Genomic DNA, 20466 nt, shown 5'->3' on the forward strand with positions numbered 1-20466 from the left:
GGACAAGGTGAATTATCAGTCATAATCTTAATCAATCGATTGATTAAGAATTGGGCCGCGTGATGAATACACCCACCATGACCACGAAAGGTGAACAGGCCAAAAGCCAGCTGATTGCCGCCGCGCTGGCACAGTTTGGCGAGTATGGCCTGCATGCCACCACCCGCGACATTGCCGCGCAGGCCGGACAAAATATTGCCGCCATTACCTACTATTTTGGTTCAAAAGAGGATTTATACCTCGCCTGCGCCCAGTGGATTGCCGATTTTATTGGCGGGCAGTTTCGACCGCATGCGGAAGAAGCTGAACGATTATTCGCCCAGGCTCATCCCGACCGTGCGGCCATGCGCGAGCTGATTCTGCGTGCCTGCAAAAACATGATCATACTGTTGACTCAGGATGACACCGTCAATCTGAGCAAATTTATCTCGCGTGAACAGCTCTCCCCTACCGCCGCCTATCAACGGGTACACCAGCAGGTTATTGAACCGTTGCACAGTCATCTGACCCGTCTTATCGCCGCGTATACCGGCTGCGATGCCAGCGATACGCGCATGATTCTGCATACCCACGCGTTGCTCGGCGAAGTGCTGGCATTCCGTCTGGGTAAAGAAACCATTCTGTTACGTACCGGCTGGTCCCGGTTTGATGAAGAAAAAACCGCACTGATTACGCAGACCGTGACCTGTCATATCGATCTTATTCTGCAAGGGTTATCGCAAAGGAGTCTGGACTGATGAAAAAACCGGTCGTTATTGGCCTTGTGATTGCGGCGCTGCTCGCTGTAATTGCCGGTGGCACATGGTGGTATCAAAGCCGGCAGGATAACGGACTGACGCTCTACGGCAACGTGGACATCCGTACCGTTAACCTCAGCTTTCGCGTCGGGGGCCGACTCGCGTCGCTGGCGGTGGATGAAGGCGATACCATTAAAACGGGACAGGTGCTGGGCGAACTGGATCACACTCCCTATGAGAATGCCCTGATGCAGGCGAAAGCCGGCGTCTCTGTCGCCCAGGCCCAGTACGATTTGATGCTGGCAGGCTATCGTCAGGAAGAGATCGCCCAGGCCGCAGCGGCAGTGAAACAGGCGCAGGCCGCCTATGATTACGCGCAGAACTTCTACAACCGCCAGCAGGGGTTGTGGAAAAGCCGCACCATTTCCGCCAACGATCTGGAAAACGCCCGCTCTTCCCGCGACCAGGCGCTGGCCACGTTGAAATCCGCCCAGGATAAACTGCGTCAGTACCGTTCCGGTAATCGCGAGCAGGATATCGCCCAGGCGAAAGCCAGCCTTGAACAGGCGCAAGCGCAACTGGCACAGGCAGAACTTGACCTCCATGACACCACGCTTGTCGCCCCGTCTGACGGGACGTTGTTAACCCGTGCGGTCGAACCCGGCAGCATGCTCAGCGCAGGTGGCACCGTGCTGACGCTTTCTCTAACCCGACCGGTCTGGGTGCGCGCATATGTCGACGAACGCAATCTGTCTCAGGCGCAACCGGGACGTGAAATCCTGCTCTACACCGACGGACGTCCGGATAAGCCTTACCACGGTAAAATCGGTTTTGTCTCCCCGACGGCAGAATTCACCCCGAAAACGGTAGAAACGCCAGACCTGCGTACCGATCTGGTTTACCGCCTGCGCATTGTGGTCACCGATGCCGACGACGCCCTTCGCCAGGGTATGCCAGTGACGGTGACGTTCGGCAACGAGGCCGGGCATGAATGACGCCGTCATCACGCTGAGCGGGCTGACAAAGCGTTTTGCCGGCATGGATAAGCCGGCGGTCGCCCCACTTGACTGTACGATTCATGCCGGGTATGTCACCGGTCTGGTAGGACCGGATGGCGCCGGGAAAACCACGCTGATGCGTATGCTGGCGGGCTTGCTGAAGCCGGACGGCGGCAGCGCAACGGTGATTGACTTTGATCCGATTAAAAACGACAGCGCGCTGCACGCGGTGCTGGGTTACATGCCACAAAAGTTTGGCCTGTATGAAGATCTCACCGTGATGGAGAACCTCAACCTGTACGCGGATTTACGCAGCGTTACGGGCGACGTGCGGGAGAAAACCTTTGCCCGCCTGCTGGAGTTCACCTCACTCGGCCCGTTTACCGGTCGTCTGGCGGGTAAGCTCTCCGGCGGGATGAAACAGAAACTGGGGCTGGCCTGTACGCTGGTTGGCGAACCCAACGTCCTGTTACTGGATGAACCGGGCGTCGGCGTTGACCCAATCTCACGACGCGAACTGTGGCAGATGGTGCACGAACTGGCGGGCGACGGGATGCTGATCCTGTGGAGCACTTCCTATCTGGATGAAGCCGAGCAGTGTCGTGACGTGCTGCTGATGAACGAGGGCGAACTGCTGTACCAGGGAGAGCCAACCCAACTGACGCAAACCATGGCAGGACGCAGTTTCCTGATGCACAGCCCACAGGAAAACAACCGTAAACTGCTCCAGCGAGCGTTGAAACTGCCGCAGGTTAGTGACGGTATGATCCAGGGGAAATCGGTGCGCCTGATCCTGAAAAAAGCGGCCACGGTGGACGACATTCGCCATGGCAACGGCATGCCGGAGATCGACATCAACGAGACTGCGCCGCGCTTCGAAGACGCGTTTATCGATCTGCTGGGCGGCGCCGCGACCTCTGAATCGCCGCTGGGCGCCATTCTGCATACCGTAGAGGGAACGCCGGGTGAAACGGTGATTGAAGCGAAAGCGCTGACCAAGAAATTCGGCGATTTTGCCGCCACCGACCACGTTGATTTTGCCGTCAAGCGCGGGGAAATCTTTGGCCTGCTGGGCCCCAACGGCGCGGGGAAATCCACAACCTTTAAAATGATGTGCGGCCTGCTGGTCCCCACCTCCGGGAAAGCGCTGGTGCTCGATATGGATCTGAAAGTCAGCTCCGGTAAGGCGCGCCAGCATCTGGGTTATATGGCGCAAAAGTTCTCGCTCTACAGCAACCTGACGGTGGAGCAAAACCTGCGCTTTTTCTCCGGCGTTTACGGCCTGCGGGGACGCGCACAGAACGAAAAAATTGCCCGTATGAGCGACGCATTTGGCCTGAAAAGCATCGCCTCGCATGCCACAGACGCACTGCCGCTGGGTTTTAAGCAGCGTCTGGCGCTGGCCTGTTCGCTGATGCACGAGCCGGACATTCTGTTTCTCGACGAGCCCACCTCTGGCGTCGATCCCCTCACCCGCCGCGAATTCTGGCTGCATATCAACAGCATGGTGGAAAAAGGCGTAACGGTGATGGTGACGACGCACTTTATGGACGAAGCGGAATACTGCGACCGTATCGGCCTGGTCTATCGCGGGAAATTAATCGCCAGCGGTACGCCGGACGATCTGAAAGCGCAGGCCGCCGATGACGACACGCCGGACCCAACCATGGAGCAGGCCTTTATCCGGCTGATTAACGACTGGGATAAGGAGCATGCCAATGCGTAACCGCCTTCTCTCCTGGCGTCGCGTGCGGGCGCTGTGCGTCAAAGAGACGCGACAGATCGTCCGCGATCCCAGTAGCTGGCTGATTGCCGTGGTCATCCCACTACTGCTGCTGTTTATTTTCGGCTACGGCATTAACCTCGATTCCAGCAAGCTGCGGGTGGGGATCCTGCTTGAGCAGCAAAGCGAGGAGGCGCTGGATTTTACCCACGCCATGACCGGTTCGCCGTACATTGACGCCACTATCAGCGATAACCGTCAGGCGCTGATTGAGAAGATGCAGGCCGGTCGCATTCGCGGACTGGTGGTCATTCCGGTTGATTTCGCCCAGCAGATGGCACGCCCCAACGACACCGCGCCGATTCAGGTCATTACCGACGGCAGTGAACCCAACACGGCCAACTTTGTGCAGGGGTATGTCGAAGGGATCTGGCAAATCTGGCAGATGCAACGGGCGGAAGATCGCGGGGAAACTTTTGAACCGCTGATTGAGATGCAGACCCGCTATTGGTTCAACCCGGCGGCCATCAGTCAGCATTTTATTATCCCCGGCGCGGTGACGATCATCATGACGGTGATTGGCGCGATCCTCACCTCGTTGGTCGTCGCGCGCGAATGGGAACGCGGGACGATGGAAGCGCTGCTTTCCACGGAAGTGACGCGCGCCGAACTGCTGTTGTGCAAGCTTATTCCTTACTACTTCCTCGGCATGCTGGCGATGCTGCTGTGTATGCTGGTGTCGGTGTTTATTCTTGGCGTCCCGTATCGCGGGTCGTTACTGCTGTTGTTTTTTATCACCAGTCTGTTTTTACTCAGTACGCTGGGGATGGGACTATTGATCTCTACCATCACCCGCAATCAGTTTAATGCCGCTCAGGTGGCGCTTAACGCCGCCTTTTTACCGTCAATTATGCTGTCGGGCTTTATTTTCCAGATAGACAGTATGCCTGCGGTGATCCGTGCGGTGACTTACATTATTCCGGCACGCTACTTCGTCAGTACCCTGCAAAGCCTGTTTCTCGCCGGTAATATTCCGGTGGTGCTGGTGGTTAACGTGCTGTTTTTAATCGCCTCGGCGGTGATGTTTATAGGGCTGACGTGGATGAAAACCAAACGTCGGCTGGATTGATGATTTGCCTGATGGCGCTGCGCTTATCAGGCCTAGGGGTGCTTCATCTGGTATAAGGGCAACACTATGTTTCATCGTTTATGGACATTAATTCGCAAAGAGTTGCAATCGCTGTTACGCGAGCCGCAGACCCGCGCGATCCTGATTCTACCGGTACTGATTCAGGTGCTACTGTTTCCTTTTGCCGCGACGCTGGAAGTCACTAACGCCACCATCGCCATCTATAATGAAGACAACGGGAAACACTCCGTTGAACTGACCCAGCGTTTTGCCCGCGCCAAAGCCTTTACCCACATCCTGCTGCTGAAAAGCCCGCAGGAAATCCAACCCACGATCGATACGCAAAAAGCGCTGCTGCTGGTCCGTTTTCCGGCGGATTTCTCGCGCAATCTGGATACTTTTCAGACTGCGCCCATGCAGTTAATCCTTGATGGTCGTAACTCGAACAGCGCGCAGATCGCCGCCAACTATCTCCAGCAAATCGTGAAGAATTATCAGCAGGAGTTAATGGAAGGCAAATCGAAACCGAACAATAGCGAGCTGGTGGTACGCAACTGGTACAACCCTAACCTCGACTATAAGTGGTTCGTAGTGCCATCACTGATCGCGATGATCACCACCATTGGCGTAATGATCGTCACCTCACTGTCCGTGGCGCGCGAACGCGAACAGGGCACGCTGGATCAACTGCTGGTCTCTCCGCTCACCACCTGGCAAATTTTTATCGGTAAAGCGGTTCCCGCGCTGATTGTCGCCACCGGCCAGGCCTCAATTGTGTTGGCTATCGGTATCTGGGCCTACCAAATCCCGTTTGCCGGATCGCTGGCGCTTTTTTACTTCACGATGGTGATTTACGGGCTCTCTCTGGTCGGATTTGGCCTGCTGATCTCCTCACTCTGCTCCACGCAGCAACAGGCCTTTATCGGCGTATTTGTCTTTATGATGCCGGCGATTTTACTGTCGGGCTACGTCTCTCCGGTCGAGAACATGCCCGTCTGGTTGCAAAACCTGACGTGGATAAACCCTATCCGTCACTTCACGGATATCACCAAGCAGATCTATTTGAAAGATGCGAGTTTGCAGATTGTCTGGGGAAGCTTATGGCCGCTACTGGTGATAGCGACCACGACGGGATCAGCGGCGTATGCGATGTTTAGACGCAAAATCATGTAGTTTTTTGTCTTTCGCCAGCAGGGAAACCACAGCGGGTCCGGCCAGGATTGCCAGTCCCGCAAACGCCAGCAGGACGTTGTTTTGTAAAACCCGGGACAGCAGCCACAGCACAATCAACGCCGCGCCGAAATACCAGGTGGTAGTGAGTTCTTCCAGCACGTCGGCGACTTCGCGCCAGCGCTGCTCGTGATGCCGCTGTAACGCCAGCATCAATAGTACGGTCACCCCGTACAATACGCATAATCCCAGACCGACGCGCACCAGCGTGCCGCTCATCCAGCCCAATACCAGCATCGCCACTACCAGTAAATGCAACATAATCTGCCAGCAACTTAACCCCGTTGCGACACGAACACGTTGTTGCCACCTCATGGCTATTCTCCTGAAGGATTTTTCTCTTAATGACTCAGAGTACCGCACTTTACGGAAAATTCCGTAACACCGCACCTTTTTGTGACGCCGACTACACTATTTCAATCAGGATAGTGACGCGAACAGGAGAAAAATGAATCAACATACGCGCAATTTTTCATTCAAAGTGCTCACCATTAATACACACAAAGGCTTTACCGCCTTTAACAAGCGCTTCATTTTGCCGGAACTGCGCGATGCGGTTCGCACGGTCAGTGCGGACATTGTGTGTCTGCAGGAGGTGATGGGCGCGCACGAAGTGCATCCACTGCATGTCGAAAACTGGCCGGATACCACGCACTACGAATTTCTCGCCGACACCATGTGGAGTGATTACGCCTACGGGCGCAACGCCGTCTATCCGGAGGGGCACCACGGGAACGCCGTGCTGTCTCGCTATCCTATTGAGCACTATGAAAATCGTGATGTTTCGGTCGCAGGAAGCGAAAAACGCGGCGTGCTCTACTGCCGTATTGTCCCGCCACAGCTTGATAAGCCAATACACGTAATGTGCGTTCACCTCGGATTGCGCGAATCGCACCGTCAGGCGCAGCTCAGTATGCTTGCTGACTGGGTCAATGCGCTGCCCGACGGTGAACCCGTGATCGTAGCCGGTGACTTTAACGACTGGCGGCAGAAGGCGAACCATCCGCTGAAAGTGTCCGCCGGGCTGGAGGAGATTTTCACTCGCGCCCGCGGACGTCCGGCACGCACGTTTCCTGTCAGCCTGCCACTGCTGCGCCTCGATCGAATTTACGTGAAAAATGCCAATGCCAGTTCACCAACGGCGCTGCCGCTGCGTAACTGGCGACATCTCTCTGACCATGCCCCCCTTAGCGCGGAGATCCATCTATGAAATGCGGCTGGCGTGAAGGTAATCAGATTCAGTTACTGGAAAACGGCGACCAGTATTATCCCGCCGTGTTTGCGGCAATCGCCGATGCACAGCAAAAAATCATTCTGGAAACCTTTATCTGGTTTGAAGACGACGTGGGAAAACAGTTACATGCTGCACTGCTGAAGGCGGCAAAACGCGGTGTGAAGGCGGAAGTGCTGCTGGACGGCTACGGCTCACCGGACCTGAGCGATGCATTTGTCGGCGAACTGACATCCGCAGGCGTAGTGTTTCGCTACTACGATCCCCGTCCCCGTCTCTTTGGCATGCGTACCAACGTCTTTCGCCGCATGCATCGCAAAATTGTGGTGATTGACGACCGGGTGGCGTTTGTTGGCGGAATTAACTATTCCGACGAGCATATGTCCGACTACGGCCCGGAAGCCAAGCAGGATTACGCGGTGCGGGTGGAAGGCCCCGTCGTTGCCGATATTTTGCAGTTTGAGGTAGAAAACCTCCCCGGACACAGCGCGGTGCGCCGCTGGTGGCGCCGCCATCATCCGGCAGAAGAGAATCATCAGCCCGGCGAAGCCCAGGCGCTGTTTGTCTGGCGGGATAACGATGAGCATCGCGATGATATTGAGCGTCACTATCTGAAAATGCTCACCCAGGCACGACGCGAGGTCATTATTGCCAACGCCTATTTCTTTCCCGGCTACCGTTTACTGCACGCCATGCGCAAGGCCGCTCGTCGCGGCGTGCGGGTAAAGCTGATTGTGCAGGGTGAACCGGACATGCCGATTGTCAAAGTAGGCGCCCGCCTGCTCTACAACTACCTGGTAAAAGGCGATGTCCAGGTTTACGAATACCGCCGTAAACCGCTGCATGGCAAGGTCGCGCTGATGGATGACCACTGGGCGACGGTCGGCTCCAGCAATCTCGACCCGCTTAGCCTGTCGCTTAATCTGGAAGCCAACCTGATCATTCACGACAGAGCGTTTAACCAGACACTACGCGACAACCTCAACGCAATCATGGTCAAGGACTGTAAGCAGGTGGATGAGTCGATGCTGCCAAGACGCACCTGGTGGAACCTGACTAAAAGCGTGCTGGCGTTCCACTTCTTACGTCACTTCCCGGCGCTGGTCGGCTGGCTTCCGGCGCATACGCCTCATCTGGCGCAAGTGGATCCCCCCGCTCAACCTGAAATGGAAACGCAGGACCGGGTGGAAGTGCACAACACAGGAGCCAAACCCTGATGGCAAAATCACATCCGCGCTGGCGGCTGGCAAAAAAAATCCTCACCTGGCTGTTTTTTATCGCCGTCATTGTGCTGCTGGTCGTCTACGCCAGCAAGGTCAACTGGGAGGAAGTGTGGACCGTCATCCGCGATTACAACCGGGTTGCGTTGCTGAGCGCCGTCGGGTTGGTGATCCTCAGCTATCTGCTCTATGGCTGCTATGACCTGCTGGGCCGCGCCTATTGTGGCCACAAGTTGGCTAAACGGCAGGTGATGCTGGTGTCATTTATCTGCTACGCCTTTAACCTGACGCTCAGTACCTGGGTCGGCGGCATTGGTATGCGTTACCGGCTCTACTCCCGCCTTGGCCTGCCGGGTGGCACCATCACCCGTATTTTTTCGCTTAGCATCACCACCAACTGGCTGGGGTATATTCTGTTAGGCGGGATTATCTTCACCTTTGGCGTGGTAGAACTGCCAGCTCACTGGTACATCGATGAGAGTACATTGCGTATTCTGGGCGTGATATTGCTGGTAATCATCGCCACTTACCTGTGGTTTTGTGCTTTCGCAAAACATCGTCATATGACAATCAAAGGGCAGAAACTGGTGCTGCCATCATGGAAGTTTGCGCTCGCGCAGATGGCCATTTCCAGTGCTAACTGGATGGTAATGGGGGTGATCATCTGGTTGCTGTTGGGCCAGGAGGTAAACTATTTCTTCGTGCTGGGCGTGCTGCTGGTCAGCAGTATCGCGGGGGTGATTGTCCACATTCCTGCGGGAATTGGCGTCCTGGAAGCGGTCTTTATCGCACTGCTGGCGGGGGAACACACATCGCAAGGCACGATTATTGCCGCCCTGCTCGCCTATCGCGTGCTCTATTACTTTATTCCCCTGTTATTGGCGCTGATCTGCTATCTGTTGCTGGAGAGTCGGGCGAAGAAGTTGCGGGCAAAGAATGAAAAGGCGATGGCGAAGTGAGGTTTTAGCGCCTGATGGCGCTGCGCTTATCCGGCCTGGAAAATAATCATCTCGACTTAATGCCGGATGGCGGCTACGCCTTATCCGGCCTACAGGATCATTTTTGTAGGCCGGATAAAGCATAGAGCAATCTCAGCGGCGGTTGCCAAAAATACGCAACAGCATCAGGAACAGGTTGATAAAGTCCAGATACAGCGTCAGCGCGCCCAGAATAGAGTATTTACGCAGATTCGAACTGTCGCGCACATCAATCTGCTCGCCGATATTTTTCAGCTTCTGGGTGTCATAGGCGGTCAGCCCGACAAATACCACCACGCCGATATAGGTCACCGCCCACATCAGCGCTTCACTCTTCAGCCAGAAGTTCACCAGCGAGGCCAGGATAATACCAATCAGCGCCATAAACAGCATGTTGCCCCAGCCGCTCAGATCGCGCTTTGTGGTGTACCCCCACAGGCTCATCACGCCAAACATCCCGCCGGTGACCACGAAGGTGCTGGCGATCGAAGAGTAGGTGTAGACGACAAAAATACTGGAGAGAGTGAGCCCGGTCAGCGCCGAATAGAGCATAAACAGCGTGGTCGCCATGCCAGCACTGAGCTTATGCACAAGCCCCGACAACACAAACACCAGCGCCAGTTGGGCGATGATTAAACCGAAGAACGTAATTTTGCTGGAAAAGACGAACATCATGACGGCTGGCGTATTCGCCGCATACCACGCAATAAACGCGGTGAGCAGCAGCCCGACGGTCATCCAACCGTAAACCTGCGCCATATAGGTTTGCAGGCCAGAACGCGCCTGCACTATCGATTCGGATCGTGGAAATCGGTCCATGTCAATCTCCTGAAAAAGTGATAACTCAGACTAAGCGTATCACATTATTGCTCTACCAGCGTTTTGCTGCCTGCCGATCGCTGTCACGGGCTTCCACCCAGCGCTCACCTTCCGGCGTGGCTTCACGCTTCCAGAACGGCGCACGCGTCTTAAGATAGTCCATGATGAACTGCCCAGCCTCAAACGCACTGCTGCGGTGCGAGCTGGTGACGCCGACAAAGACAATTTCATCGCCCGGCCACAGTTCGCCAATCCGGTGAATCACCGTGACGCGTCCCAGCGGCCAGCGCGCCCGCGCCTCATCGACAATCTCCGCCAGCGCTTTTTCCGTCATCCCCGGATAGTGCTCAAGCGTTAGCGCCTTCACGCTGTCGCCAAGATTATGATTGCGCACTTTACCGGTGAAGGTCACCACCGCACCGTCTTCGTCGCGTGCCGCCAGCCAGGGATACTCGTCACCCACGCTGAACGGCGCAGGTCCAACCACAATTTTTGTTTCCGCCATCTCAGCCTCCCGTGACCGGAGGAAAGAAAGCCACTTCATCACCCGCCGCCAGCGGATGATCAAAGCTCACCAGCGTCTGGTTTACCGCCGCCAGCAGTTTGCCGTCTTCCAGCGCCAGCGCCCAACGGTTGCTGTTAGCGGCCAGATGCTGACGCAGCGCTTCTACCGTCGGGAAATTGGCCGCTACATCCAGCGCATCGGTACCCACCAGCTCACGAACCTGAGCGAAGAACAAAACTTTAATCATTCGAATCCGCCTTAAAATCACCAGACTTACCGCCGCTTTTCGCCAGCAGGCGCACCGGACCAATCACCATATCTTTCTGCACCGCTTTGCACATGTCGTAAATGGTCAACGCGGCCACGGACGCCGCCGTGAGCGCTTCCATCTCCACTCCGGTTTTGCCGGTAAGACGACACAGCGATTCAACACGGACACGATTGTGTTCGGGCTGTGCCTGCAGTTGTACTTCCACTTTGCTCAACAACAGCGGATGGCACAGTGGGATCAGTTCCCAGGTACGCTTTGCCGCCTGAATACCGGCAATACGCGCGGTGGCGAACACGTCACCCTTGTGGTGGCTGCCGTCGATAATCATGGTCAGCGTTTCGCTGCGCATGGTGACAAAAGCTTCGGCACGCGCTTCGCGGACGGTCTCTGCTTTCGCGGAGACATCTACCATGTGCGCTTCACCGGCGGCGTTTATGTGAGTCAGTTGCGACATACTTATTATTTCTTCAGATGTGGGTGAAAATTACAGGGACGCGTGCGGGCATCAAGCTGCGGAGCAATAATATTGTCCCATGCGGTACGGCAGGCCTTGGTGGAGCCCGGCATCGCGAAAATCAGCGTTTTGTTGGCCACGCCCGCCACCGCACGCGACTGCAACGTGGCCGTGCCGATCTCTTCAAACGACAGCATGCGAAACACTTCGCCAAAGCCTTCCACTTCTCTGTCAAACAGCGGCAACAGCGCTTCCGGGGCCTGGTCGCCTTCGGTCAGGCCCGTGCCGCCGGTGACCAACACCACCTGCACGTCGTCACTGGCAATCCATGCCGAAACCTGTGCGCGAATGGCGTAACGGTTCTCTTTGACAATCGCTTTATCGATAATCTGATGCCCCGCTTCCTGCGCGGAATCACGCAGAAAATGGCCGGAGGTATCGTCTTCTTCGCCACGACGATTCGACACGGTAAGAATAGCAATGCGGGTCGGGATAAATTCTGCGCTTACCTGACTCATGGAAAACTCCTTGTTCAAAGCGGCATTAACCGCCTATGTATGAGAGGTTCTGGGTGATACCGGTATTGTTCTGATGCAGGAAATGGGTCTGTTTTTTCTCACGCAGCGCAAGCGAGATACGCGCTTCCAGCGCGGCTTGTTGCTTATCGTCTTCCAGTAAATCACGCAGGCTGACGCCACCCTCACCGAACAGGCAGAGATGGAGTTTACCCACGGAGGAGACGCGCAGACGGTTGCAGGTGGCGCAGAAATCTTTTTCATACGGCATGATGAGGCCAATCTCACCCTCATAATCAGGATGACAGAAGACCTGCGCCGGACCGTCGCTTCGCTGGCGTAGCTGGTGGATCCAGCCACGACGCAACAGTTCATCACGCAGTACCTGGCCGGAGATGTGGTGTTTACGGAACAGTTCGCTGCCCTCACCCGTCTCCATCAGTTCGATGAAACGCAGTTGAATGGGGCGCGTCTGGATCCAGTCGAGAAAGGTATCAAGCTGATGATGGTTCACATCGCGCATCAGCACGGTGTTGACTTTAACTTTTTCAAAACCGGCATCAAACGCGGCGTCGATACCCGCCATCACCTGCTGGAATTTATCCTGCCCGGTAATCGCATAGAACTGACGCGCATCGAGGCTATCGACGCTGACGTTAATGCCGGTCAAGCCAGCATCGCGCCAGTGGGCGGCATCTCGCGCCAGACGGTAACCATTGGTCGTCACCGCCAGTTGACGAATCGCCTCGTTTTCGCGCACGGCGGCAATGATGTCGTTGAAATCACGGCGCAGAGAAGGTTCGCCACCGGTCAGGCGCACTTTTTCAGTGCCCAGGTTGGCAAACGCGCGGGTCACCCGACGAATTTCATCGACGGAGAGAAAACCCTTATTGGTGACGCCGCCAGGCTTGTAGCCGTCCGGCAGACAGTATGTGCAACGAAAGTTACACACGTCGGTAATTGACAGACGCAAGTAGTAAAACTTGCGTGCGAAAGCATCGGTCAGTTGTGTGGCCATATACACCTTTCCAAATACGGGAGGCGAAGTCATTTCTTCCTGCGCCCTGGTGGCAATGCGTTTGCGTTGTCACGGCCAAAGCACCGTATCATTATGACCCAGGTGCAGAGGCTAGAGTGTTTACTGTGGTTATGGCGATACTAGCGTGTAAACGAACATTATGCCATTCACACTTAACGCTGTGTAATCATATATATAGCGCCATGATCGTGCCATTTCGCTACAGAATAAGTGAAAATAGCACTTTTGCATTGATGTACATCATTTCGCTGTCAGGCGCGGATCACCTTAAAGGGGTAACGTGGGAGAATTTTTATCTCAACTTGCCGTTGGCGAATTGCTGAAAAGCCCCTGTTTGCGCTACTGTAGCGCGGTACATCTGACTTCAGGAATTTTTATGCGCAATCGTACGCTGGTTGACCTGGATCGTGTCGTTGCTCTCGGCGGAGGGCATGGATTAGGACGCGTTCTCTCTTCCCTCTCCTCCCTGGGTTCACGCCTCACCGGGATCGTGACGACGACTGATAACGGTGGCTCAACGGGCCGTATTCGCCGCTCAGAAGGGGGAATCGCCTGGGGCGACATGCGCAACTGTCTCAATCAGCTTATTACCGAACCGAGCGTCGCCTCCGCGATGTTTGAGTATCGTTTTGGCGGTAATGGCGAACTTTCCGGTCATAACCTCGGAAATTTGATGTTAAAAGCGCTCGATCACCTGAGCGTGCGGCCTCTGGAAGCCATCAATTTAATCCGTAATCTGCTGAAAGTGGATGCGCATTTAATCCCCATGTCGGAGTTGCCGGTTGATCTGATGGCGATCGACGATCAGGGGCATGAAGTGTACGGTGAAGTGAATATCGATCAGCTCACCTCACCGTTGCAGGAGCTGATGCTGTCACCGAAGGTGCCTACCACTCGGGAAGCGGTGCAGGCGATTAACGATGCCGATCTGATTATTATCGGCCCGGGCAGCTTTTACACTAGCCTGATGCCGATCCTGCTGCTGGACGATCTTGCGCAGGCGCTGCGCCGCACGCAGGCGCCGATGGTCTACATCGGCAATCTGGGTCGGGAACTGAGCATCCCCGCCGCAAGCCTGACGCTTATCGACAAGCTAACCATTATGGAGCAGTACGTTGGCAAGAAAGTCGTTGATGCGGTTATCGTGGGGCCGAAGGTAGATATCTCTGCCGTCAGCGACCGGGTAGTGATTCAGGAAGTGCTGGAGGCCAGCGATATTCCCTATCGCCATGACCGCCAGTTATTACACAGCGCGCTGGAGAAAGCTGTGCAGGCGCTAGGCTAAACGGTTAGCCTGATGGCGCAATGCTTATCAGGCCGACTTATCGAATCTGCGGACAGCAACCAGGCCGGATAAGGTGTTTACACCGCCATCCGGCAATCAATCTCTCACGAAGCCGCGATAAACAGTTCACGCAACTGATGCAGTTGATCGCGGATCTGCGCGGCCTCTTCGAATTCCAGGTTCTGCGCATGCTGCATCATCTGCCCTTCCAGTTCGTGAATCTTTTGCTGCAGCGCCTTTGGCGTCATGTCCAGTTCCACGACATCCGATTTCGCAGCAGAACGCGATTTGCCTCTGCCCTTTGCCCTGGTTTTGGCAATGTTCTGCCCCAGCGCCAGAATATCGACCACTTTTTTATTCAGGCCCTGCGGAGTAATGCCGTGCTCTTCATTGTACAGTTGCTGTTTCTCACGACGTCGCTCGGTTTCGCTAATCGCCTTCGCCATCGAGGCCGTAATTTTGTCACCGTAAAGGATCGCCTTCCCGTTAATGTTACGCGCCGCACGACCGATAGTCTGTATCAGCGAACGTTCAGAACGCAGGAACCCTTCCTTATCAGCGTCGAGAATCGCCACCAGCGACACCTCAGGCATGTCGAGACCTTCGCGTAACAGGTTGATTCCTACCAGCACATCAAATTCGCCCAGACGCAGGTCACGAATGATTTCCATACGTTCGACGGTATCTATGTCCGAGTGCAGATAACGCACCCGCTCGCCGTGCTCTTCCAGATACTCAGTGAGATCTTCCGCCATGCGCTTGGTCAGTGTGGTCACCAGTACGCGCTCGTTGATCTCCGCACGCTTACGGATCTCTGAAAGCAGATCGTCCACCTGGGTTGCCACCGGACGCACTTCGATCACCGGATCCAGCAACCCTGTCGGACGCACCACCTGGTCAACCACTTCGCCGCCCGATTTTTCCAGCTCGTAATTGCCCGGCGTCGCAGACACATAAATGGTCTGCGGCGCCAGCGCTTCAAACTCTTCGAACTTTAACGGTCGGTTATCCAGCGCCGACGGCAGACGAAAACCGTACTCCACCAGCGTCTCTTTACGCGCCCGGTCGCCGCGATACATTCCGCCAATCTGCGGGATAGTGACGTGGGATTCATCCACCACCAGCAAACCGTCTGCGGGCAGATAGTCAAACAGCGTCGGCGGCGGCTCACCCGGCCCGCGTCCTGACAGAAAGCGCGAGTAGTTTTCGATCCCCGAGCAGTAGCCCAGCTCGTTCATCATCTCCAGATCAAACTGGGTACGCTGGCTCAGGCGTTGCTCTTCCAGCAGTTTGTCGTTGGCGAGCAGAACTTTGCGCCGTTCCGCCAGTTCGACTTTAATCTCTTCCATTGCCTGCACAATACGCTCACGCGGGGTCACATAGTGCGTTTTCGGGTAGATGGTGTAGCGAGAAATGGTGGACTCTATCTGCCCGGTCAGCGGGTCAAACAGCGACAGGCGCTCCACCTCTTCGTCAAACAGCTCCACACGCAGCGCAATGTCGTCCGATTCCGCCGGGAAGATGTCGATCACCTCACCGCGCACGCGAAAGGTTCCGCGCTGGAAGGCCTGATCGTTACGGGTATATTGCAGTTCGGCCAGCCGCCGCAAAATGGCGCGCTGATCGATGATCATGCCCACTGTCATATGCAGCATCATCTTCAGGTATAAATCGGGATCGCCCAGACCGTAGATGGCGGAAACAGAGGCCACGACGATGACGTCCCGGCGCTCCAGCAACGCTTTAGTGGCCGACAAACGCATCTGCTCAATGTGTTCGTTCACCGAGGCATCCTTTTCGATGAAGGTGTCTGAACTGGGGACGTACGCTTCCGGCTGATAGTAGTCGTAGTAGGAAACAAAATATTCGACGGCGTTATCCGGAAAAAACTCTTTCATTTCACCATATAGCTGCGCCGCCAGCGTTTTGTTGGGCGCCAGCACCATCGTCGGGCGCTGCAAATCGGCAATAACATTGGCGATGGTAAACGTTTTCCCCGATCCCGTTACGCCAAGCAGCGTCTGATGCGCCAGGCCGTCCTCCAGGCCCTCTTCCAGACGGCGTATCGCCTCGGGCTGATCGCCGGAAGGTTTAAATGCGGAATTCAGTTTGAACGGTTTACTCATGAGCAGCTACCTGAAGGAGTGAGCGGGCAGGAATGTAATTTTACTCGCAGGGGATAATATTGCCAGTAAAATATACTGGATGAAAAAACAGTAACGCCTCATAAAATTTGTGTTACGCATGATTAAAGCGGATCGGAGATGGCTAAAATTTCATCGCTTGCAAGATATTACACCAGGAAGCGGGTTTATCCCCAGACCATTGACTTCGTTAACATTGTCAAGGTGTGTTATGAAAGTTTTATTGCATTCAATGACCGCAATATGACAGCCATTGATTTTATCTAACGCATTGTAAGTTATAGGATATTTCATAAAGACGCCTTTCGCACCAATTCGGCTGAAAGCCGCGTATTCTCTCGCTTGCGTTGTGTTTTCTAACTCTAATACACAAGGTTATCCACAGGAATGGTGGATAACTGCCTGCAGGCCATATGGCCTGCCGCCTGGCAAATTCCCGGTCCGGCCGACCAGAATGCACATAAAAAAAAATTATCGCTAAATTTTGATTTTTATCAGCTAAGGGAGTGCACCTGGCAGACGAGATCTTGCTCGCAATTTCGCCTTTTACTCACCAACAAGAACAGCGAGATCCAGATATTGTCCTGTGGCCATATTTTCGGCTCCTGCTGCCAGCCACGGGATTTCACCCAGCAAGGGAGCAGGGATAACCTGCTTAAGCGTCGTCAGATACTCATGATGACGTTTTCCCGGCGGCATAACGTCATTCGCCACCCACCCGGCAAGCGGAAGCCCTGCCTGCTGTACCGCCAGTGCTGTCAGCATGGCATGATTTATACACCCCAGCTTCACGCCAACGACCAGGATCACCGGCAAGCGCTCGCTCTGCACCCAGTCGGCAAAAGTAAAATCCTCCGCAAGCGGGGTAAACCAGCCGCCGGCGCCTTCCACCAGGAGCCACTCCGCCTGCGCGTCCAGCGCGCGCAGTCCGTCTGACATCACGTCAGCACGAATCGGCCTTCCTTCAGCGGCGCTGATGATATGCGGCGAGGTGGGCTCCGCGAAGGTGTAAGGATTCACCGCCGCGTAGCCCAGCGTCAGGCTGCTGTTGCGTTGAAGCGCAAGGGCGTCGGTGTTGCGTAATCCTTGTGGCGTCATTTCACTGCCAGATGCGACGGGTTTATAACCGGCCGTCCGGTAGCCAAGACTACGCGCTGCCTGTAGCAGCGCACAGCTGGCGACGGTTTTACCGACTTCTGTATCGGTACCGGTGACAAAATAGCGTTTAGCCACGTGTAATTACTCCTGTAAAAAGATGGTAGGTCAGCGGATATTTCCCTTGCCGTTGGGGCCAGGCCAGTTGAAGCTGCTGCAACTGCGAGCGGGTTAAGACGCGCGACTCACGCCCTTCATGTAAATGGGTTGCGCCGATGCCTTTCAGTGAGCGCATGGCGCTCAGGGCGTCATCAAACGCCAGCGTCAGGGTGGTCGAGTGATGATGCCCCTGCCAGCCGCACATCGCGTCACACAGCGCCTCGCGGGATAAAAACCGGTTGCCATGCGCCCTGTCATCCACCGCGCGCCAGGCCTGATGAAGTTCAGGCAACGAGTCCTGGGCCAGCGTGGTGAAGGCCACGCAGCCACCGGGGCGCACGACCCGGCACAGTTCGCTTAGCGCACGATGCAAACTGTCACACCACTGCACGGCCAGATTGCTCCAGGCCAGATCGAACGTCGCGCTGGCTAATGGCAGCGACTCAATGTCGCCGGCGAGATAGTGATGCGCCACATCCTGACGACGCGCCTCGTCCAGCATGCGGGAAGAGAGATCCAGCGCGGTGACCTGACTCCCCTGTTCCCGCCAGTAGCGACTCAAACGCCCCGGCCCGCAGCCAGCATCCAGTACCTGAAAAAATGGGCGCTCCGGCAGTTGCGCCAGCAAGGCGTCGGCGCTCAGACGCTGCAATGTGGCGTGCTGCTCATAATGCGCTGCCGCACGGCCAAACGCCGCTGCGACCGCCTGTTTATTCACCTGCCCCATGCAGCACCTCCAGCAGTCGGTCAATATCCTCAGGCTCATGCGCCTGAGTTAACGTCAGGCGCAGGCGGGCTGTCCCGGCGGGCACGGTCGGCGGACGGATAGCCGTGACCCAGCATCCCTGACGGCGCAGAGTGTCCGCCAACTGCAACGCGCGCGCATTTTCGCCGACAATCAGCGGCTGGATGGCGCTGTGAGATTGCGCCAGCGTGAAGTCGGCATGACTGACTGCGGAACGAAAGCGCTGGATCAGTGCAGCCAGTTTCTCTCTGCGTTCGTCCCCTTCCTGACTGCGAATCACTGAAAGCGACGCCTGTAACGCCATCGCCTGCGCGGGCGGCATGTTGGTGCTGTAAATCAGATGACGGGCGAACTGCAGCAGATAGTCGGCAACGCTTTCGGAGCACAGGATCGCCGCACCGCTGACGCCAAAACCTTTGCCAAACGTCACCACCAACAACTCTGGTTTTACCCGCTGCTGCCAGCAGCTCCCGCGCCCTTCTTCGCCGCACACGCCAATACCGTGAGCATCATCCACCAGCAGCCAGGCATTACGCGCCTGTGCAGCCTGCTGAATGTCAACAAGCGGCGCACTGTCGCCATCCATGCTGAACACGCCTTCGCTCACCACCAGTTGTCGCCCTGAACAGGGGATGTCAAGCAGGCGCGCAAGATGCGAGACGTCGTTATGGGTAAAGCGGCGAAGCGGCGCCGGGCTAAGACTGGCCGCTTCCAGCAGCGAAGCATGGCTGAGTCTGTCAGCGATAATCCGGTCATCTTTTTCCATCAGCGAGGTAATCACCGCCTGGTTTGCGGCGAAACCGGAGATAAACAACAGCGCGCGCGGATAGCCCAGCCAGTCGGCCAGTTCCTCTTCCAGTTGCTGATGGGCGATGGAATAACCGCTGACGTGGCCCGAGCCGCCGCTGCCGACGCCAAACCGTTCCGCCCCCTGTTGCCAGGCGCGGACGATGTGCGGATGGTGACTCAAGCCCAGATAGTCATTGCTGGAGAAGTTGAGAAAGCGCTGGTCATTCGCCTCCAGCCAGCGACCAGCCCCCTGCATCACCGCGTAACGTCGGCGCAGCGTGTCCGCCGAACGACGCGCCGTCAGCGCATCGTCGATTTTTTGTTGCCAGGTCATACGGCTGCCGCGTTGTAGTAATCGTCAGTATCCGGTGTCAGCAGCGCCTGCTCCAGACGCTGTTGTTGTTCATTATTCCCGGCGAGCACCGCCGTTTGCTGCGGATTCAGCCCCAGCTTATGGAAGAGCTGGAGGTCTTTGTCCTCTTCCGGGTTTGGCGTGGTGAGCAGTTTGCAGCCGTAGAAAATTGAGTTGGCGCCGGCCATAAAGCACATAGCCTGCGTTTGCTCATTCATCTGCTCACGACCGGCGGACAGACGCACGTAAGAGGTCGGCATCATGATGCGCGCCACGGCAATGGTGCGAATAAAATCAAATGCGTCGACGTCATCGTTATCCGCCAGCGGCGTACCTTTCACCTTCACCAGCATGTTGATCGGCACGCTTTCCGGCGGCGTCGGCAGGTTTGCCAGTTGCAGGAGCAGCCCGGCACGGTCCGTCACCGTTTCGCCCAGACCGACAATGCCGCCGGAACAGACTTTGATCCCGGCCTCACGCACTTTATCCAGCGTGTCGAGGCGCTCCTGGTAGGAACGGGTAGTGATGATGTTGCCGTAAAATTCCGGCGAGGTGTCGAGGTTGTGGTTGTAATAGTCCAGCCCCGCCTCCGCCAGCCGCTGCGCCTGTGATTCATCGAGCGTGCCGAGCGTCATGCAGGCTTCCAGCCCCAGCGCTTTTACCCCCTGAACCATCTGTTGCAGATAGGGCATGTCGCGCTCATGCGGGTTCTTCCACGCCGCGCCCATGCAGAAACGGGTGGAGCCGGCGTTCTTCGCTTTGCGTGCCGACGCCAGTACCTGCTCAACTTCCATCAGCCGCTCAGATTCAAGACCGGTTTTATAGCGAGAACTTTGCGGACAATATTTGCAGTCTTCCGGGCAGGCGCCGGTTTTGATCGATAACAACGTGCTGACCTGTACCTGACGAGGATCGAAATGCTGGCGGTGGATTTGCTGTGCCTCGAACAGCAGATCCAGCAGCGGTTTTTCAAATAATTCGGTGACTTGCGACAGCGTCCAGCGAGAATGAGTGGTCATAATTTTATACGTTTTGTGGTGGTAAAGGTG

General features: G+C 56.0%; 21 protein-coding genes and 1 riboswitch. Of the genes, 9 read left to right on the top strand and 12 right to left on the bottom strand.

Annotated features, from left to right (window positions below; all coding sequences use genetic code 11):
• Nucleotides 1-62: 62 nt before the first annotated feature.
• From cecR to KE671_RS07545, 5 genes are all read left to right on the top strand, one after another.
• Complete coding sequence (gene cecR / locus KE671_RS07525) at nucleotides 63-737, top strand: transcriptional regulator CecR (protein ID WP_206162405.1); 675 nt, start codon at nucleotides 63-65, stop codon at nucleotides 735-737.
• Nucleotides 737-1732: a secretion protein HlyD gene (gene hlyD / locus KE671_RS07530; protein WP_206162406.1), complete on the top strand. Its 996-nt coding sequence runs from the start codon at nucleotides 737-739 to the stop codon at nucleotides 1730-1732. Before cecR ends, hlyD begins: the two co-directional genes overlap by 1 nt.
• The gene (locus KE671_RS07535) at nucleotides 1725-3461 is read left to right on the top strand and encodes an ATP-binding cassette domain-containing protein (protein WP_206162407.1); all 1737 of its coding nucleotides are present in this window, start codon (nucleotides 1725-1727) and stop codon (nucleotides 3459-3461) included. Before hlyD ends, KE671_RS07535 begins: the two co-directional genes overlap by 8 nt.
• Entirely contained in the window at nucleotides 3454-4587 is a 1134-nt protein-coding gene (locus KE671_RS07540) for an ABC transporter permease (protein WP_206162408.1), read from the top strand. The genes KE671_RS07535 and KE671_RS07540 overlap by 8 nt, the downstream gene beginning before the upstream one ends.
• Before the next feature lie 66 nt (nucleotides 4588-4653).
• Nucleotides 4654-5760: an ABC transporter permease gene (locus KE671_RS07545; protein WP_206162409.1), complete on the top strand. Its 1107-nt coding sequence runs from the start codon at nucleotides 4654-4656 to the stop codon at nucleotides 5758-5760.
• Here the strand turns inward: KE671_RS07545 and KE671_RS07550 are convergent.
• On the bottom strand, nucleotides 5722-6132 hold the full coding sequence (locus KE671_RS07550) for a YbhQ family protein (RefSeq protein ID WP_206162410.1): 411 nt from the start codon (nucleotides 6130-6132) through the stop codon (nucleotides 5722-5724). The two genes, KE671_RS07545 and KE671_RS07550, sit on opposite strands and share 39 nt — an antisense overlap.
• A 133-nt stretch (nucleotides 6133-6265) precedes the next feature.
• On the opposite strand from KE671_RS07550, the gene KE671_RS07555 reads away from it, so the two are divergent.
• The 3 genes from KE671_RS07555 to KE671_RS07565 are packed head-to-tail and all read left to right on the top strand — an operon-like array spanning nucleotide 6266 to nucleotide 9227.
• Nucleotides 6266-7027 (top strand): endonuclease/exonuclease/phosphatase family protein, encoded by a 762-nt coding sequence (locus KE671_RS07555; RefSeq protein WP_206162411.1) that lies wholly within the window; start codon nucleotides 6266-6268, stop codon nucleotides 7025-7027.
• Nucleotides 7024-8265: a cardiolipin synthase ClsB gene (clsB, locus tag KE671_RS07560; protein WP_206162412.1), complete on the top strand. Its 1242-nt coding sequence runs from the start codon at nucleotides 7024-7026 to the stop codon at nucleotides 8263-8265. Before KE671_RS07555 ends, clsB begins: the two co-directional genes overlap by 4 nt.
• Nucleotides 8265-9227, top strand: a complete 963-nt coding sequence (locus KE671_RS07565) for a lysylphosphatidylglycerol synthase domain-containing protein (protein ID WP_206162413.1) — start codon at nucleotides 8265-8267, stop codon at nucleotides 9225-9227. Before clsB ends, KE671_RS07565 begins: the two co-directional genes overlap by 1 nt.
• Nucleotides 9228-9359: 132 nt before the next feature.
• Here KE671_RS07565 and KE671_RS07570 read toward each other — a convergent pair whose 3' ends face one another.
• The 6 genes from KE671_RS07570 to moaA all read right to left on the bottom strand — a co-directional run bounded on the left by KE671_RS07570 (nucleotide 9360) and on the right by moaA (nucleotide 12827).
• Nucleotides 9360-10064 (bottom strand): Bax inhibitor-1/YccA family protein, encoded by a 705-nt coding sequence (locus KE671_RS07570; RefSeq protein ID WP_206162414.1) that lies wholly within the window; start codon nucleotides 10062-10064, stop codon nucleotides 9360-9362.
• 52 nt (nucleotides 10065-10116) lie between these two features.
• Nucleotides 10117-10569 carry a molybdopterin synthase catalytic subunit MoaE gene (gene moaE / locus KE671_RS07575; protein ID WP_061076926.1) on the bottom strand — a complete coding sequence of 151 codons (453 nt, stop codon included), beginning with the start codon at nucleotides 10567-10569 and terminating at the stop codon, nucleotides 10117-10119.
• Between the two features lies 1 nt (nucleotide 10570).
• Nucleotides 10571-10816: a molybdopterin synthase sulfur carrier subunit gene (gene moaD / locus KE671_RS07580; protein ID WP_206162415.1), complete on the bottom strand. Its 246-nt coding sequence runs from the start codon at nucleotides 10814-10816 to the stop codon at nucleotides 10571-10573.
• Entirely contained in the window at nucleotides 10809-11294 is a 486-nt protein-coding gene (moaC, locus tag KE671_RS07585) for a cyclic pyranopterin monophosphate synthase MoaC (protein WP_206162416.1), read from the bottom strand. The genes moaD and moaC overlap by 8 nt, the downstream gene beginning before the upstream one ends.
• Nucleotides 11295-11299: 5 nt before the next feature.
• Complete coding sequence (gene moaB, locus KE671_RS07590) at nucleotides 11300-11812, bottom strand: molybdenum cofactor biosynthesis protein B (protein ID WP_206162417.1); 513 nt, start codon at nucleotides 11810-11812, stop codon at nucleotides 11300-11302.
• Nucleotides 11813-11837: 25 nt separating this feature from the next.
• Complete coding sequence (gene moaA / locus KE671_RS07595) at nucleotides 11838-12827, bottom strand: GTP 3',8-cyclase MoaA (RefSeq protein WP_206162418.1); 990 nt, start codon at nucleotides 12825-12827, stop codon at nucleotides 11838-11840.
• Nucleotides 12815-12958: riboswitch (molybdenum cofactor riboswitch) on the bottom strand. It overlaps the preceding gene by 13 nt.
• A gap of 266 nt (nucleotides 12959-13224) precedes the next feature.
• On the opposite strand from moaA, the gene yvcK reads away from it, so the two are divergent.
• On the top strand, nucleotides 13225-14133 hold the full coding sequence (yvcK, locus tag KE671_RS07600) for a uridine diphosphate-N-acetylglucosamine-binding protein YvcK (protein ID WP_206162419.1): 909 nt from the start codon (nucleotides 13225-13227) through the stop codon (nucleotides 14131-14133).
• A 104-nt stretch (nucleotides 14134-14237) separates the two neighbouring features.
• On the opposite strand, the gene uvrB is transcribed toward yvcK, so the two are convergent.
• The 5 genes from uvrB to bioB form a co-directional block, all read right to left on the bottom strand.
• Entirely contained in the window at nucleotides 14238-16259 is a 2022-nt protein-coding gene (gene uvrB, locus KE671_RS07605; protein WP_206162420.1) for an excinuclease ABC subunit UvrB, read from the bottom strand.
• A gap of 564 nt (nucleotides 16260-16823) precedes the next feature.
• On the bottom strand, nucleotides 16824-17510 hold the full coding sequence (gene bioD / locus KE671_RS07610; RefSeq protein ID WP_206162421.1) for a dethiobiotin synthase: 687 nt from the start codon (nucleotides 17508-17510) through the stop codon (nucleotides 16824-16826).
• Entirely contained in the window at nucleotides 17503-18258 is a 756-nt protein-coding gene (gene bioC / locus KE671_RS07615) for a malonyl-ACP O-methyltransferase BioC (protein ID WP_206162422.1), read from the bottom strand. The genes bioD and bioC overlap by 8 nt, the downstream gene beginning before the upstream one ends.
• A complete protein-coding gene (bioF, locus tag KE671_RS07620; RefSeq protein ID WP_206162423.1) occupies nucleotides 18242-19399 on the bottom strand; it encodes an 8-amino-7-oxononanoate synthase in 1158 nt (385 codons plus the stop codon). The genes bioC and bioF overlap by 17 nt, the downstream gene beginning before the upstream one ends.
• Nucleotides 19396-20436, bottom strand: coding sequence for a biotin synthase BioB (gene bioB / locus KE671_RS07625; RefSeq protein WP_206162424.1), 1041 nt, complete (start codon nucleotides 20434-20436; stop codon nucleotides 19396-19398). Before bioB ends, bioF begins: the two co-directional genes overlap by 4 nt.
• Nucleotides 20437-20466: the final 30 nt, after the last annotated feature.

Origin of the sequence: Citrobacter amalonaticus, assembly GCF_018252635.1 — a bacterium.
GTDB classification, from domain to species: Bacteria; Pseudomonadota; Gammaproteobacteria; order Enterobacterales; family Enterobacteriaceae; genus Citrobacter_A; species Citrobacter_A amalonaticus_E.